Below are 15,574 nucleotides of genomic sequence, written 5' to 3'. Positions count from 1 at the left end.
CATGGCACAGCATTTTACGCAGGACGAATTTTCGGCGCGGCTGGAACGGCTGACGGCCAAGATGAAGGAAGAAAAGCTGGCTGCCATGCTGCTGTTTGCGCAGGAAAGCATGTATTGGCTGACCGGCTACGACACCTTCGGCTACTGTTTCTTCCAGACGCTGGTGGTCAAGGCCGATGGTTCGATGGTGCTCCTCACCCGTTCGGCCGACCTACGCCAGGCAAAGCACACATCCAACATCGAACGTGTCGAGGTCTGGGTCGACCGGGTTAACGCCGATCCGACGATGGACCTGAAGAACCTGTTGAGCGATCTCGACCTGCTCGGTACCCGCATCGGTATCGAATATGACACCCACGGCATGACCGGCCGCATTGCCCGGTTGCTCGACCAGCAACTGACGAGCTTTGGCGAACTGGTCGATGCCTCACTGCTGGTCAGCCGCCTGCGCTTGGTCAAGAGCGCAGCTGAGATCGTCTATGTCGAACAGGCCGCAAGCCTTGCCGACGACGCGCTGGATGCAGCCATTCCGCTGATCCATGCCGGCGGCAGCGAGGCCGCTATCCTGGCCGCGATGCAAGGGGCCGTTTTTGCTGGCGGTGGCGACTATCCGGCCAACGAATTCATCATCGGCTCCGGTGCCGATGCCCTGCTCTGCCGCTACAAGGCCGGACGCCGGACTCTGGATACGCAGGACCAGCTGACGCTGGAATGGGCCGGTGTCAGCGCTCATTATCATGCCGCCATGATGCGCACCGTCGTTATCGGCGAGCCGACCAACCGTCACCGCGAACTCTATAGCGCTTGCCGCGATACCATCCAGGCAATCGAAATGGTTCTACGCCCCGGCAATAAGTTCGGTACCGTGTTCGACGTTCACTCCAAGATCATGGATGAGCGCGGGCTGACTCGGCACCGGCTGAACGCCTGCGGTTATTCGCTCGGTGCCCGCTTCTCCCCCTCCTGGATGGAGCACCAGATGTTCCACATGGGCAATCCGCAAGAGATCACGCCGGACATGTCTCTTTTCGTCCATATGATCATCATGGACAGTGACAGCGGTACCGCAATGACGCTGGGCCAGACCTACCTGACCACGGATGGCGCGCCGAAGGCATTGTCGCGCTATGGGCTGGACTTCATCTCTGCTTAGGAAAATTGATCTATCGTCCTCTTGAACGACGGAAGAAGGTGGGGGCCTTCGGGCATTCCGTCACCGACGAACCGGACGGTAGGACGATGCACAAGCTGATCACGCTTCTTGCGAGCATTGGAATGGTTGCAGCTCTGACGGGCTGCAACAGCATGGACGACCTCACCCCGCAGGTCGATGTCGGTGCAGGTACGTTCAAGTCCCCGCCGGTCAACCAGTCCGATCTCGATTCCATGCAGACGGTCGACGTTGCGCCACAGTCCTCGGGGACCGTGCAAAGCGCGCAACTCACCTCGCCGGAACAGGAAGGATTTTCGGAAGGCCCAAGCGGCACGGTGATGGCGCAGGGCGATACCGATTATACCGATCCCGCGGGCTCGCTGGATGCGCAGGCCAACCGTTTGCAGCAGGGACAGATCCCGGCACAGGAACAACAGGTCTCGCGCAGGCCGGTTGCGGCCGAACCGGCCGATACGGAAACGAGCAGCCAATCCGCAGAACCCGAACAGCAAATGGCCGAGCAGGAACAGCCAGTCCAGCCGCCGCAGAAGGCTGCAGCCATCGCCCCTGCCGCTTCAGCCGGTACGATCCGCTTCCTGCCGATCATCGGCGCACCGGTCGAAGTCGTCACCCCGCTCTCCAAACAGCTCGGCGCAGAGGCCCGCTCGCACGGCCTGACGATCAAAGCCGCATCCGACACCAGCAGCCAGCATATCCTGAAGGGATATTTCTCCGCGCTGAACGACGGCGGAAAGACGACGGTGGTCTATGTCTGGGATGTGCTTGACGGCACCGGCAACCGGCTCCACCGCATTCAGGGGCAGGACACCGTGAATGCGACCGCCGCCAATCTCTGGTCCGTCGTGCCGCCGCAGACGATGCAGGCGATCGCTACGAAGACGATCAACGAGTATCTGAGCTGGCGTGCCGGCAACGCCGGCTAAACGCCGGACAGGACCGGAAATCCGGTGCTGTGAGGCGAAATGTCCTCACTTCGCCACGTTTGTGCAAATCTTTTTAGGATAAACTACGCTGCAACGCGGCAATCCTCTTGCATTCGAAGTCAAGGACGTTAAGAAGCCCGCATAAGCTTGGGACGATCGAGACCCCGGCTGGCTTACGGAATTCGCGCGGACGAAACAGCCGCGCCAGCACAGGCGGACCATCGATGAAGGTTTTCGCAGGCAACTCGAACCGGCTTCTGGCCGAAGCGATCTGCAATTATCTCAACCTGCCCCTGGGCAAAGCAACCGTCAGACGGTTTGCGGACCAGGAAATTTTTGTGGAGATACAGGAAAACGTGCGCGGCGAGGATGTTTTCATCGTCCAGTCGACTTCGTTCCCGACCAATGACCACCTGATGGAACTGCTGATCATGATCGATGCGATACGCCGATCTTCAGCCCGCCGCATCACCGCCGTCATCCCCTATTTCGGTTATGCCCGCCAGGACCGCAAAGCCGGGCCGCGCACGCCGATCTCGGCCAAGCTGGTCGCCAACCTGATCACTGAAGCCGGCGCCGATCGCGTTCTAACGCTCGATCTGCATGCCGGCCAGATCCAGGGCTTTTTCGATATCCCGACCGATAATCTCTACGCCATTCCGATCCTCGCCCGCGATGTGAAGGAAAATTACGACCTGAAAAACGTGATGGTCGTTTCGCCTGACGTCGGCGGCGTGGTTCGTGCCCGTGCACTCGCCAAACGTCTCGACTGCCAGCTGGCGATCGTCGACAAGCGCCGCGAACGCGCTGGCGAGTCCGAAGTCATGAACGTCATCGGTGATGTCACCGGCAAGGACTGTCTGCTGATCGACGATATCGTCGACTCCGGCGGCACGCTCTGCAACGCCGCTGAAGCGCTCCTGAAGAACGGCGCCACCAGCGTCACCGCTTATATTACCCACGGTGTCCTGTCCGGCGGTGCTGTCGCCCGCGTCACCTCTTCAAAGCTCAAGGAACTGGTGATCACCGACTCGATCCAGCCGACCACGGCCGTCCAGTCAGCGCACAACATCCGTGTGATCTCGACCGCCAGCCTGATCGGCGAAGCGATCAACCGTACCAGCCAGGAAGAATCGGTTTCCAGCCTGTTCGATTGATCCGCTCAATCGGCTACACGGTTCGCTTTACACTCTTTTGACAATCGGAATGGCACAGGCCTCACCGCCTGCAAACAGCCGTGAGCGGGTGAGAAACCGCCGTTCGCGGCCATTGTCGAGCGAGAACATGCCGCCCCTGCCCGGCACGACGTCGATGATCAGCTGCGTATGCTTCCAGACCTCGAACTGGCTGGCGCTGATATAGACCGGCACGCCGCCAATCTCCCCCAGCTTGATATCGTTGTCGCCGACGATGTAGTCATCGGCCGGATAGCACATCGGCGACGAGCCATCGCAACACCCGCCGGACTGATGAAACAGCACATCGGGATGATCCTGCTGGATCTCCTTGATGAAGGCGAGTGCCGCGTCCGTGGCGAGCACGCGGGGTTCGCCGTTGATGGTGTCGGTCATTCCCATTCCCTTCCAGACCGCATGAGATCGGCTCCGGTCGCAGTAAACTCCCTCCCCCGTGTGGGGAGGGTTGGGGAGAGGATTTCCTTTTTTAAAAGAAAAAACCCCTCCCCTCAGCTTCGCTCCGACCCTCCCCACAAGGGGGAGGGTTAAACACAGATCAAAAGAAGCCCAGTGCTTTCGGGCTGTAGCTCACCAGCATGTTCTTGGTTTGCTGGTAGTGATCGAGCATCATCTTGTGGGTTTCGCGGCCGATGCCGGACTGCTTGTAGCCGCCGAAGGCCGCCCCTGCTGGATAGGCGTGGTAGCAATTGGTCCAGACGCGCCCGGCCTGGATGTTGCGGCCAAAATTGTAGCAACGGTTGGCATCGCGGCTCCACACACCCGAGCCAAGGCCATAGAGCGTGTCGTTGGCGATTTCGAGCGCCTCCTCGTCGGTCTTGAAGGTTGTCACCGACACGACCGGTCCAAAGATCTCTTCCTGGAACACACGCATCTTGTTGTGGCCCTTGAAGACCGTCGGCTTGACGTAGAATCCGCCTGAAAGCTCGCCTTCCAGATTGTTGCGCTCGCCGCCGATCAAGACTTCGGCGCCTTCCTGTTTGCCGATATCCATATAGGACATGATCTTTTCCAGCTGTTCGCTGGACGCCTGCGCGCCGATCATCGTCGACATGTCGAGCGGGTTGCCCTGCTTGATGGCAGCCACACGTTTGATCGCCTTTTCCATGAAGCGATCATAGATCTTTTCATGCACCAGCGCGCGGCTCGGGCATGTGCAGACCTCGCCCTGATTGAGCGCGAACATCGCAAAGCCTTCGAGCGCCTTGTCGAGATAATCGTCATCCTCGCGCATGACGTCTTCGAAAAAGATGTTTGGCGATTTGCCGCCGAGTTCCAGCGTCACCGGGATGAGGTTCTGGCTGGCATATTGCATGATCAACCGGCCGGTGGAGGTTTCACCGGTGAAGGCAACCTTGTTGATGCGCGGGTTGGTGGCAAGCGGCTTGCCCGCTTCCAGACCGAAACCGTTGACTATATTAAGTACGCCGGGCGGCAGGAGATCACCGACCAGTTCGATCCAGACGAGGATCGAGGCCGGTGTCTGTTCGGCGGGTTTCAGGATAACGCAATTGCCGGCGGCCAATGCCGGTGCCAGCTTCCAGGCGGCCATCAGGATCGGGAAATTCCACGGGATGATCTGGGCGACGACGCCGAGCGGCTCGTGGAAGTGATAGGCAACCGTATCGTGATCGATCTCGCCGATCGAACCTTCCTGGGCGCGGACGCAGGAAGCGAAATAGCGGAAGTGGTCGATGGCGAGCGGCATGTCGGCTGCCATGGTTTCGCGCAGCGGCTTGCCATTATCCCAGGTCTCGGCCTTGGCCAGAAGCTCGATATTGTCTTCCATGCGCTGGGCGATTTTCATCAGGATGTTGGCGCGCTCTGTCGATGAGGTGCGGCCCCACTTATCCTTGGCGGCATGGGCGGCATCCAGTGCCAGTTCGACATCGGCAGCCTCGGAGCGAGCAATCTGGCATAGAACACCGCCGGTGACCGGAGTGGTGTTGTCGAAATAACGGCCGCTGACCGGCTCGCGCCAATCGCCACCGATATAGTTTCCGTATTTCTGCTTGAACGGATTCTCGACGATCTTTTGATGCAACATGTGATTTCTCCTCCTGAAACAGACTCCAACATCTGCTGGGAGGAAGGTGCGCCCGAACGTTCGGAACGCGTAGAGGTGCAATGCCTGCACTGGAGCACAAGTGTTTCAGATGTGCGACAGGTGAATTGCAGCAAACGTGCTGCAGCGCGGCAAACAGCGCCGCACAGCAGACTGCCGCATCAATTGACCGAGAGTTTTTTCATTTTCCGGTAGAGCGTCGCCCTGCTGATCCCCAGCGTATCGGCCGCCAGCGACACATTGCCTTGCGCTCGCGACAGGACGCGGCGAAGAGCAGCGCGCTCGGCATCGTGAAGATCATCGCCCTGCCCTGTTGGTGTCTCATTCAGGAGGTCGGCGGCTGGAACACCATTGGCAATGCGCCGGTCGTCGAGATTGAGCTTGAGCCGGGCAGCGCGGGTCGCACCCAGAACAAGATCGTCGCGATCGATGGCGATGAGCGCCGGGCTGCTCTTGCCGTCAGCCGGAACCAAAAGAATGCGAGCGCCGGTAAAGGCGCGGTGGAACAGATTGGCCTCGATCCGGGCGGCGGCATCGCGGACAGCCTGCGACAACAACAGCATGGCCATTTCGCCGGCATCATCACGGCAGGTGGAGATATCAATCGCGGCGGCGACCCGTCCGAGATGATCGCGGATAGGCGCAGTAACGCAGGAGAGCCCCGTGTTGCAGCTAAGGAAATGCTGGTCGCGCTGGATGACGACGGCGCGCTCATCGGCGATTGCCGTGCCGATGCCGTTAGTGCCGACGCTCGCCTCGCTCCACACGGTGCCGGACCAGAGACCCAGCCCGCGAAAATCCTTGTCGTCGCCGGGTGCGCCGCGGCGCTCGAGCGCAATGCCGTTCTCGTCGGTCAACAGCAGGCAGCATCCCGCCTTGCCGACCGTTGAAAACAGCCGATCCAGCTCCCCTTGCGCTTCCTCGATCAGATATCCGGATTTTTCACGCGCTGCCCGGAACTCCTGTTCCGACAGCCTGAGCGGCGAGCGAACATCCTCCGGGGACAACCCATGAACGGTCAGGCACCGGCGCCAGGAGGCGGCAACCGGCGAACTGGCGGCGGCCGACATGTGGTGTGCAACGGCTTGAACATGATCCGAATGTTTCATCGGCTCTCCTCCCTGAGGGCTGACGCGAACCTCACCATAGATGCAATGGCAGTAAAACGTCCAGTTGTACAAAGGTCAAAGATAAAACGGCGGACCACCAATTATCGGTCATGCGAAGCTCATGGTATTGCACGAACATGACGATATGATAGGCGAATCTATCGTCAAGACACGCCCCACAGCCATGGTTCCCATACAATGCTTCGTGACTTCTCCCTTCAGAGCCTGTTCATGGGCCTGCTCACCGCCTTTGTTGGTTTCGCAAGTTCCTTTGCCGTCGTTCTGCACGGACTGACCGGCGTTGGCGCAACGGAGGCGCAGGCAGCCTCCGGCCTGATGGCTCTGTCGATATCGATGGGCGTCTGCGCGATCGTGCTCAGCCTTGCTACACGCCTGCCAGTCAGTATCGCGTGGTCGACACCGGGTGCGGCACTGCTTGCAAGTTCGGGCGCCGTGGCTGGAGGGTTCAACACGGCAGTCGGCGGCTTCCTGATCTGCGGAGCGCTGATCGTTGTCGCGGGTTTGTGGAAACCATTGGGGCGCGCCGTTGCCGCCATCCCGGCGGCTCTGGCAAATGCAATGCTGGCCGGGGTGCTGATCGGGCTGTGCTTCGCGCCGGTCAAGGCCATTGCGTTCAACCCGCTGTTTGGCCTGCCCATCTTTCTTGCCTGGGCAATCGTCGGCAGTATCAACCGGCTGTTTGCAGTGCCTGCCGCACTTCTCGCGTTCGCACTGGTGCTGGCCTTCGGGGTCGAAATGCCGGCCGATGCGATGGCGCGGCTTTCGGCGACGCTGGTGCCGCATATCGAATGGGTCACCCCGGCTTTTACTATCGCCGGTCTTGTCAGCATCGCACTACCGCTGTTCATCGTCACCATGGCATCCCAGAATATCCCGGGCATCGCCGTCCTGAAGGTCAACGGCTATGAACCGCAGCCGGGACCATTGTTTGCCACAACTGGTGTCTTCTCAATCCTGAGCGCCCCGTTCGGTGGCCACGCGGTCAATCTGGCAGCCATCACCGCAGCCATGTGTGCCGGTGAGGACGCGCATCGCGATCCGGCCCGGCGTTACTGGTCGGCGATTGTCGCAGGGGGTGGTTACATCGTCTTCGGGCTTTTGGCCGCGACCGTGACGGCCTTCGTCAGCCTCGCCCCGCCGATCCTGATCCAGGCGGTCGCAGGTCTTGCCCTGATCAGTGCCTTTGCCGGATCGGCCATGGCCGCATTCAAGGAAGCCGACGGCCGGGAGGCAGCAGCCGTGACATTTCTGGTCACCGCGTCCGGCGTCAGTTTTGCAGGGGTCTCCGGTGCCTTCTGGGGGCTGCTGGCGGGCGGCCTGATGCTTGGCCTTGCCCGCTTCACCAAGTCCCGCAGACGCTGAACGCCAATCAGGCTGCCTCGGATCGATCGTCCCGCCGCGCCTCATCTTGCGCCGATGCGGGGGGCGGAGGAAGCAGCAGCGGTGTATTGTTCACCACGTGATCGATCTCGCTCAGCGGCATCGGCCTTCCAAACAGATATCCCTGCACCTGCAGGCAGCCTTCGCTGCGCAGGAAGTCCATGTGTTCCTCACTCTCCACCCCTTCCGCAAGCACGGGAATATCAAGGCTCTGGGCAAGAATGATGGTCGAGCGGACGATGGCAGCCGAATGCCGGTTGCTGGTCACCCCATCGATGAAAGCGCGGTCAATCTTGATCTTGTCGAACGGAAAATTCTGCAGGGTCGAGAGCGACGAATAGCCGGTTCCATAATCGTCCATGGCAATCTTGACGCCAAGCTGCTTCAGCTTGCGAATAATGTGAAGCGCATGCTGCTGGTCGGCGATGATGCCCGATTCGGTGATTTCCAGTTCAAGGCGGGCCGCGTCGAGACCGGTCTCCTTTAGGATTTCGCTGACACGATTGGGGAAATTGGTATCGGCCAGCTGAGCCGGTGCGACATTGACGGCGATCTTGATCGGATTTTCCCAGGAGGCCGCCTGACGGCAGGCAGTCAGCAGCACCCAGTCACCGAGTTCGTGAATGAAGCCGTTCTTCTCGGCAATCGGAATGAACTCGGTCGGCGGCACCATGCCGCGCACCGGATGTTTCCAGCGCAACAGAACTTCAAAACCGATGATATCGCGTGTCATCGAGTTGTTCTGGTATTGGTAGTAGAGTTCGAACTCGTTACGCTCGATACCCTGGCGCATGTCCATGGCGAGGACGCTGCGACTACGAGCGGCATCGTCCATCGAAGGCTCATAGACACGGATTGAATTCGAGCCGGCTGCCTTGGCGCGGTACATGGCGAGATCTGCCTGCGCCAAAAGCTCTTCTGGCGTGCGTGCATCGACGGGAAATAGCGAGATGCCCACACTGCTGCCGACAAGGAGCGTCTTGCCCTGCCATTCAACAGGCTTGCCGATTTCGGCAATCAACCGCGCCGCAAACGTCTTTGCTTCGCTTTTCATGAAGAAATTCGAAGTCAGAGCAACAAACTCGTCTCCGCCGATCCGCGCCACATATTCCCCGTCGCCCAGAACCTCGGTCATCCGTTCGGAAATCGTCCGCAGAACCGCGTCACCAGCCGCATGCCCGTGCACGTCGTTGACATCCTTGAAGCGGTCGAGATCGAAGGAAAGCACCGCGACGCGGGCGGTGTCGTCCTTCTGGCGGCGGATGATATCGTCGAGGTGCTCGCCGAAGGCCACGCGGTTGGGCAGACCCGTCAGCGGATCGTGCAACGACAGGTGCCGGAAGCGCTCGGCAGCAAGATGGCTGGAGTGAAGGTCGATGACATAGGTCGATGCGCCGAGGCAAAGCATCACGCACATCATGGAAAGCACCATGACGATCAGAAGCTTGTCGGGAATAAGCGCTGCCGAGGGTTCGATCATCGGATCGGGAATGATGGTGACGGCAGCCATGCCGGTGAAATGCATGCTGACGATCGCGAGGATCATCGCAAGTGCGCCGCCATATTTGCAGAACCGCGTCACCGGACGGGCAATACGGCTGGTTGCCAGTGCACCGAAACTGATGCCGAGGATGATGGAGGCCAGGTAATAGGTAAAGTCCCATTCCAGACGCCCGGACACCTGGTAGGCCAGCATACCCATGTAATGCATGATGGCGATGCCTGCGCCGATGACCGCACCGCCAAGTTCGATGGTCGCACCGGTCTTGCGCATCGCCGTGACGGTAAAGCCAAGCATCGTCACACCGATCGCAACACCCAGCGACGACAAGGTCAGGATGGGCTCGTAGGCATGATGCAGCGACGACTTGTAGCTGAGCATCGCAATGAAATGCGTCGTCCAGATGGTCGAGCCACCGATCAGCCCGCTCATGAACAACCAATTCAGCCTCTGAACGCCGACGGTGCGTCTGACCCGGGCATAGAGCCGCATCGTCAGGACGGATCCCAAGATACAAACCAGCGTGGCGATTGCCAGCAGACCGTAGTCATGATCGATTGCGATGCAGGAGATAATCTTGAGCATTGGGCACCTGTTTTAAACGTGACCGCAACCTGCCATGTAAGAACTAAGAGATGTTAACGCGGTGCGGTTTCGCTTGATTGACGGTTAGCAAGCTCTGAAATTTATCGCGCGACGCGTGCAACATCGGTTGCATCGCCACTTTCAAGCGGGTTTTCCGGCAAAACCGGGCTTTGCTTGCATTTTGCCGGGTTCTCGGTTATGGAGCCCGCGTCCGCGCAGACACCCTTGGAGGCAAATGCGGATGAGGCGGTCAAACGTCTCGGTTCATCCTGTCTTTATCAATAGGCGGATGAGCTCTCCAAAAACACCAGAAAGGTACGACCATGAGCCACGCATCCTACGAGCTCAAGGCCGAAACGCGCGAACGGGTTGGTAAGGGGTCCTCCCGTGAACTTCGCCGCAACGGTCTTATTCCTGCAGTCATCTATGGTGACAAGCAGACACCGATTTCCATCGCCCTCTCCACGAAGGAAGTCACCCAGAAGATTCACGCCGGTGGCTTCATGACCACCATCGCCACGATCGACGTTGGCGGCGAGAAGATCCGCGTCCTCCCGAAGGACTACCAGCTGGATCCGGTTCGTGACTTCACCATGCATGTCGACTTCCTTCGCGTTTCGAAGGACAGCGTCGTCACCGTTGAAGTTCCGGTTCACTTCGTCAACGAAGAAAAGTCCCCGGGCCTCAAGATCGGCGGCGTACTGAACATCGTTCGCCACGCAGTCGAACTGGTTGTTCCGGCCGACGACATTCCTGAGTTCCTGACGGCTGACCTGTCCGGTCTCAAGATCGGCGACGGCATCCACATCTCGAACATCAAGATGCCAAAGAACGCGACCCCGGTTATCGCCGACCGCGACTTCACGATCGCTACCATCGCGCAGCCAGCTGGCGGCACGACGGAAGAAGAAGCAGTATCCGAATAAAAATTCCGGCCTGACGGCCTGGATTGAAAGCCCGCCTCACCCAGTGAGGCGGGCTTTTTGCTGTCCGTTTCTTGGCTCGTGGTGTTGTCGATCGAGACCGCAACCCAAGTTTTCGTCGCAAGGTTTCAGCAACATTTAAGATTTTCGTGATGTGTTGTCGGCGGGGGATTATCCGGCTTAAGTGTACGAGAATCCTATGGGACGTGAAATTGGTGGCGCAACCGGGGGCATCCGATGATGCACTCTGTTGAAAATCGTTTTATTGCGATCGTTTGTGGTGCGATGCTTGTCTTTATCGCTCCACTGATCGTGTTGTTTCTGACCTTGTCGTCGGAGCGCGTTGCGCGTGAAAGCCTGCAGAACACGCAGGTTCTCATGGAGGCAGGCGCTCAGGCGCTTGCCAAACCGCTCTGGGATTTTGACACCGATGGTGTCCAGCAAATTTCCAAATCGCTGATCGGCGACGCCGCCATCATGTCGGTGCACGTCAAGGACAGTTCCCAATCGATCTCTGTCAGTCTTCCCGCAGGCCCGGTGGATGCCAGTCTGCCGCACAAGGTCCTCACCAGAGAAATCCTCTATAACTCCAAGGATGGACAGAAATCTGTCGGAACTCTCGAGATATGGGTCTCCACGCCCGGCCTCCTGTCGCGCTTCAGCAAGGATGAACTGAGCATATTCTTTATCCTGATCGTGGCAGTCGGCATTGTCTTTGCAGCGGCTATCCTCGGTAACCGCTTGACCGTCATCCGGCCGCTGATGCGGCTGACAGCGGCAATCGAAGCCACCCGGCGGCTCGGCTCGCGCCACCATGTCGACTGGACATCGGACGACGAGATGGGCACGCTGGCACATAATTTCAACGAGATGCAGAGCAAGCTGGAGCGCGAGGAAACCGAGCTGAAGCTCGCCCATAGCCGGGCAACCGACATCTACAATCTCACGCCGTCCATGCTCTTTTCACTCGATCCGGCCAATTGCCTCACTGCCGTCAGCGATTACTGGCTGACGGCCACAGGCTATGCCCGCAGCGATGTCATCGGGCGCGTCTTTACCGATTTCGTCGATGAACACTGGCACGAAACTTATCGGGCACGCCGCCGCAACGGCAACACCAGCCATGCCAATATCTGCGAAGTCACCGTCCCGTTCATCAAGGCGAACGGTGAGACGATGACTGTTCTCATTCTTGAAATGAAAAGCACGGCCAGCGGCGAACGCGGCGGTCTCTCCCTGTCCGTCATGACCGACGTCACGGAATTGAAGCAGGCCGAAAGCCGCAACCACGCGCAGGCGATTACCGACCATCTGACCGGTCTTCTCAACCGGCAGGGTTTCGAAGCAGCACTCGACGAAGGAATCCATCAGGCCGACGAGAACACGCTGCAACTGGCCTGTATCTTCATCGATCTCGACCGCTTCAAATGGATCAATGACAATTTCGGCCATGCCGCGGGCGACGAAGTGTTGCGCCAGGTGGTTGCCCGTATCCGCACCACCCTTCGCCCCGGCGATACAATGTCGCGGCTCGGTGGCGACGAATTTGCCATCCTTGTCAGCGCCGAGGGCGTTGAAGCTCTGGCGAGCGAAATCGGCGACCGCATCTGCGCCAGCCTGCGTCAGCCGATCCTCGTCGAAGGCGCGGAGCTTTCGGTGAGCGCTAGCGTCGGCATCGCCCTTTATCCCGACCACGCGGCAAACGCCGCAGAACTGCTGCTGAAGTCCGACATGGCCATGTATGCGCGCAAGCGCGATGGCAAGAATGGCATGCTGCTGTTCGATACCAGCATGCTCGACACCGCCCGCGAACGCCACGAGATGGAACAGAACATCGAGGCAGGCCTCAAGGAGGACTGGTTCGAAGCCTATCTGCAGCCGATCGTCAGCCTTGGCGATGGCCGCATTGCCGGGTTCGAGGCGCTGATGCGCCTGAACCATCCGGAAAAAGGCATCCTGCCGCCTGCCAAAATCATCGGCATCGCCGAGGAAACCGGCTCGATCGCCCGTATCGGCGAGCGCGTCATGGAAAAGGCGATCAGCCATCTCGCCCGCCTGACGCAGCTGGAAGGGACGGAGACCACCTATCTCGCCGTCAATTTCTCGCCGCTCCAGTTCGAAGAGACATTGCCGCACAAGCTCGCAGCGCTACTGCTCAAGCACCATATCTCCCCTGCCCGCATCGTCATCGAAATCACCGAAGCGGTGCTGATGGCCGACAATCCCAACATTCATGCCGTCTTGAAGCAGCTCAGCGAATTCGGCTGCCGCATCGCGCTCGACGATTTCGGTACAGGCTATTCCTCGCTCAGCTACCTCAACCGGTTCCCGGTCGATATCGTCAAAGTCGACCAGTCCTTCACACGGTCACTGACGACGGGAACCGCCGACGTCCGCCGCAAGAGCCGGATGCTGATCAAGGGTATCCGCACCATCTCCCACCAGATGGGCTGTACCGTCGTTGCCGAAGGCATCGAGACCAAGGAACAATGGGAGCTGCTGCGCAAGCTCGGCCTCGATTACGGCCAGGGCTATCTTTTCAGCCGGCCCATGCCGATCGAAAACATGCTGCTGATGCTGGAAGTGGAATCAGAAGCAAAGGCCACCAGCCTCGCATGACAACAATAAAGGGAGCACGGGTATGAGACACATCGCGTTCGCACTCGCTCTCTTCTTGTCGAGCACGGCGAATGCCGAAACACTGAGATTGCTGACGGAGGAATACCCCCCCTACAATTTCAGCAAAGGCGGGGTGATCGGCGGCGCATCCGTCGAGCAGGCTGAATTGATGATGAAAGCGCTTGGAACCCCCTACTCGCTCGAGGTTCTTCCCTGGGCGCGGGCGCTATCGCAGACCGAAAACCAGCCCTGGACATGCCTCTTCACCACAGGTCACAATGACGAACGGGACAAACGGTTCAAATGGGTCGAGCCGCTGCTCGTCGATCGCATGGTGATGGTGCGCAAGACGGGCTCCGGCGTCAACCCGGCCAATGTCCAGGAAGCCAAACGCTTCACGGTCGGGACGCAGCGTGGCGACTTTTCCGCCAACTATCTTGAAAAACAGGATTTCCCCAAGGTCGATCTCGCGGCTGATATGGAAACCACGGTAAAAAAGCTCCTGAGCGGACGCATCGATCTGATGATGACCTCGGAAAAGACATTCGAGATGATGCGCGATCAGGGTGCAGCACTTGAATCCGCTCTCGTCCTCGAAGGTAAATTCTATGGTTTTGCCTGCAATCTCGGCTTGCCGGATGACGTGGTGAAAGGGATGCAGGTGCAACTTGATAAACTGATCGCCGACGGCACGCAGGACCGGATCTTCGCGAAATACGGACTGCGCCCTGGCCGCTGAGCTCTCCCATCCGATTTGGATTGCCCGAAAGCCGGGTGCGGGTATAGCCTGAGCGGAAAACAGCCCCTCGACTACAGCAGACGGTTGACATCGGCGCGCCAAAGCGGTGCAAGACAGGTCTGTCCGACTGTTAGAGATATATCCATGCAGATTTTCGCAGGTCTTGGGAATCCCGGCGCCGAATATGCCGGCAACCGCCACAATATCGGCTTCATGGCCGTAGACGCGATCCAGCGGCGGCACAGCTTTTCGCCCTGGTCGAAGAAGTTCAAGGCACTGATTTCCGAGGGCGAGATCGGTGGCGAACGGGTGCTTCTGATGAAGCCCCAGACCTTCATGAATCTGTCGGGCGAAGCGGTCGGCGAGGCCATGCGCTTCTACAAGCTGGAACCGAAGGACATTCTGGCGATCTACGACGAACTCGATCTCATTCAGGGCAAGGCACGGATCAAGACCGGCGGTGGCCATGGTGGCCATAATGGCATCAAGTCGCTCGACGCCCATTGCGGCCGGGAATACCGCCGCCTGCGCCTCGGCATCGGCCATCCCGGTTCCAAAGAACGGGTCCACGGCCATGTTCTTGGCGATTTCGCCAAGGCCGACAAGGTCTGGCTGGAGCCGCTGCTGGATGCGCTTGCCGACAATGCCGAGATGCTGGTCAAAGGGGAGGATTCCCAACTCCTCAACAAACTGACGCTGGCAACCGGCGGCAAGCCGGAACCTGAACCCGCGCCAGCAAAATCGGCCGGAAAATCGCATATCCGTCAGGCCCGCAACAGCGCCCAACCAAAGATTTTGCCGACCACCGGACCAATGGCCGACATGCTGAAGAAGCTGTTCGGCAAAAAGGATGAGTAGGCCCGTGCAAGCTGGCGATTTCCACATCCGGCCGGCAGCGCACAGCGATCTTCCGGCACTTCTTGCACTTTACCGGCATCTCAATGCGGACGATCCGGAGATCGCGCCTGATATCGCGGCCAACCGTTTCGCCGAAATCACCGCCCATCCCGGCATGACAGTGTTGATCGGCACCTCGGGCGAAGCTTTGACGTCCTCGGTAACGCTGGTTGTGATCCCGAACCTCACCCGCAGTGGCACACCCTATGCTTTGATCGAAAATGTCGTCACGCACGCACAATACCGCAAGCGCGGTCATGCGCGGGCCTTGATACGGCACGCATTCGCATCCGCGTGGCACCAGGGATGCTACAAGGTCATGCTGCTGACCGGGTCAAAGGACCCGGCGACACTGACATTCTATGAGGGTTGCGGGTTCACACAGAACAAGACCGGGTTTCAGATCAGGCGTCCGTCCGGCGTTTGACGCTCTCGAAAAACCTCA

At 59.3% G+C, this 15,574-nt stretch carries 13 protein-coding genes; 9 read left to right on the top strand and 4 right to left on the bottom strand.

Features of this window, described 5'->3' with window-relative positions:
- The first annotated feature begins 1 nt into the window (after position 1).
- The 3 genes from R6X40_RS01875 to R6X40_RS01865 all read left to right on the top strand — a co-directional run bounded on the left by R6X40_RS01875 (position 2) and on the right by R6X40_RS01865 (position 3,254).
- A complete protein-coding gene (locus R6X40_RS01875; protein ID WP_318410499.1) occupies positions 2 to 1,153 on the top strand; it encodes a Xaa-Pro peptidase family protein in 1,152 nt (383 codons plus the stop codon).
- A gap of 86 nt (positions 1,154 to 1,239) precedes the next feature.
- Positions 1,240 to 2,097 carry a hypothetical protein gene (locus R6X40_RS01870; protein WP_318410497.1) on the top strand — a complete coding sequence of 286 codons (858 nt, stop codon included), beginning with the start codon at positions 1,240 to 1,242 and terminating at the stop codon, positions 2,095 to 2,097.
- Positions 2,098 to 2,321: 224 nt separating this feature from the next.
- Entirely contained in the window at positions 2,322 to 3,254 is a 933-nt protein-coding gene (locus tag R6X40_RS01865; protein WP_318410496.1) for a ribose-phosphate pyrophosphokinase, read from the top strand.
- Positions 3,255 to 3,281: 27 nt separating this feature from the next.
- On the opposite strand, the gene R6X40_RS01860 is transcribed toward R6X40_RS01865, so the two are convergent.
- From R6X40_RS01860 to R6X40_RS01850, 3 genes are all read right to left on the bottom strand, one after another.
- Positions 3,282 to 3,668, bottom strand: a complete 387-nt coding sequence (locus tag R6X40_RS01860; protein WP_318410494.1) for a DUF779 domain-containing protein — start codon at positions 3,666 to 3,668, stop codon at positions 3,282 to 3,284.
- Between the two features lie 160 nt (positions 3,669 to 3,828).
- Positions 3,829 to 5,337, bottom strand: coding sequence for an aldehyde dehydrogenase (gene adh / locus R6X40_RS01855; protein ID WP_318410492.1), 1,509 nt, complete (start codon positions 5,335 to 5,337; stop codon positions 3,829 to 3,831).
- A 179-nt stretch (positions 5,338 to 5,516) separates the two neighbouring features.
- Positions 5,517 to 6,464: a helix-turn-helix domain-containing protein gene (locus R6X40_RS01850; protein WP_318410490.1), complete on the bottom strand. Its 948-nt coding sequence runs from the start codon at positions 6,462 to 6,464 to the stop codon at positions 5,517 to 5,519.
- Between the two features lie 198 nt (positions 6,465 to 6,662).
- Here R6X40_RS01850 and R6X40_RS01845 point away from each other — a divergent pair, with 198 nt between their 5' ends.
- Positions 6,663 to 7,847 carry a benzoate/H(+) symporter BenE family transporter gene (locus R6X40_RS01845; RefSeq protein WP_318410488.1) on the top strand — a complete coding sequence of 395 codons (1,185 nt, stop codon included), beginning with the start codon at positions 6,663 to 6,665 and terminating at the stop codon, positions 7,845 to 7,847.
- Between the two features lie 7 nt (positions 7,848 to 7,854).
- On the opposite strand, the gene R6X40_RS01840 is transcribed toward R6X40_RS01845, so the two are convergent.
- Positions 7,855 to 9,951, bottom strand: a complete 2,097-nt coding sequence (locus tag R6X40_RS01840) for a putative bifunctional diguanylate cyclase/phosphodiesterase (protein WP_318410486.1) — start codon at positions 9,949 to 9,951, stop codon at positions 7,855 to 7,857.
- A 323-nt stretch (positions 9,952 to 10,274) separates the two neighbouring features.
- Between R6X40_RS01840 and R6X40_RS01835 the strand changes: the two genes are divergently transcribed.
- From R6X40_RS01835 to R6X40_RS01815, 5 genes are all read left to right on the top strand, one after another.
- On the top strand, positions 10,275 to 10,877 hold the full coding sequence (locus R6X40_RS01835; RefSeq protein ID WP_318410484.1) for a 50S ribosomal protein L25/general stress protein Ctc: 603 nt from the start codon (positions 10,275 to 10,277) through the stop codon (positions 10,875 to 10,877).
- A gap of 234 nt (positions 10,878 to 11,111) precedes the next feature.
- On the top strand, positions 11,112 to 13,493 hold the full coding sequence (locus R6X40_RS01830; protein WP_318410483.1) for an EAL domain-containing protein: 2,382 nt from the start codon (positions 11,112 to 11,114) through the stop codon (positions 13,491 to 13,493).
- A gap of 22 nt (positions 13,494 to 13,515) precedes the next feature.
- A complete protein-coding gene (locus R6X40_RS01825; protein WP_318410481.1) occupies positions 13,516 to 14,232 on the top strand; it encodes a substrate-binding periplasmic protein in 717 nt (238 codons plus the stop codon).
- A gap of 144 nt (positions 14,233 to 14,376) precedes the next feature.
- A complete protein-coding gene (pth, locus tag R6X40_RS01820; RefSeq protein ID WP_318410480.1) occupies positions 14,377 to 15,090 on the top strand; it encodes an aminoacyl-tRNA hydrolase in 714 nt (237 codons plus the stop codon).
- Entirely contained in the window at positions 15,083 to 15,556 is a 474-nt protein-coding gene (locus R6X40_RS01815; RefSeq protein ID WP_318410479.1) for a GNAT family N-acetyltransferase, read from the top strand. The genes pth and R6X40_RS01815 overlap by 8 nt, the downstream gene beginning before the upstream one ends.
- The last annotated feature ends 18 nt before the right edge of the window (positions 15,557 to 15,574 follow it).

It is taken from the genome of Rhizobium sp. PL01 (assembly GCF_033447125.1).
GTDB lineage: Bacteria > Pseudomonadota > Alphaproteobacteria > Rhizobiales > Rhizobiaceae > Pararhizobium.
This window is presented reverse-complemented; position numbering and strand designations above follow the sequence as displayed.

Coding starts and splice junctions, on each gene's coding strand:
- R6X40_RS01875 (WP_318410499.1), top strand. CDS start 2: ATGGCACAGCATTTTACGCAGGACGAATTTTCGGCGCGGCTGGAACGG.
- R6X40_RS01870 (WP_318410497.1), top strand. CDS start 1,240: ATGCACAAGCTGATCACGCTTCTTGCGAGCATTGGAATGGTTGCAGCT.
- R6X40_RS01865 (WP_318410496.1), top strand. CDS start 2,322: ATGAAGGTTTTCGCAGGCAACTCGAACCGGCTTCTGGCCGAAGCGATC.
- R6X40_RS01860 (WP_318410494.1), bottom strand. CDS start 3,668: ATGACCGACACCATCAACGGCGAACCCCGCGTGCTCGCCACGGACGCG.
- adh (WP_318410492.1), bottom strand. CDS start 5,337: ATGTTGCATCAAAAGATCGTCGAGAATCCGTTCAAGCAGAAATACGGA.
- R6X40_RS01850 (WP_318410490.1), bottom strand. CDS start 6,464: ATGAAACATTCGGATCATGTTCAAGCCGTTGCACACCACATGTCGGCC.
- R6X40_RS01845 (WP_318410488.1), top strand. CDS start 6,663: ATGCTTCGTGACTTCTCCCTTCAGAGCCTGTTCATGGGCCTGCTCACC.
- R6X40_RS01840 (WP_318410486.1), bottom strand. CDS start 9,951: ATGCTCAAGATTATCTCCTGCATCGCAATCGATCATGACTACGGTCTG.
- R6X40_RS01835 (WP_318410484.1), top strand. CDS start 10,275: ATGAGCCACGCATCCTACGAGCTCAAGGCCGAAACGCGCGAACGGGTT.
- R6X40_RS01830 (WP_318410483.1), top strand. CDS start 11,112: ATGATGCACTCTGTTGAAAATCGTTTTATTGCGATCGTTTGTGGTGCG.
- R6X40_RS01825 (WP_318410481.1), top strand. CDS start 13,516: ATGAGACACATCGCGTTCGCACTCGCTCTCTTCTTGTCGAGCACGGCG.
- pth (WP_318410480.1), top strand. CDS start 14,377: ATGCAGATTTTCGCAGGTCTTGGGAATCCCGGCGCCGAATATGCCGGC.
- R6X40_RS01815 (WP_318410479.1), top strand. CDS start 15,083: ATGAGTAGGCCCGTGCAAGCTGGCGATTTCCACATCCGGCCGGCAGCG.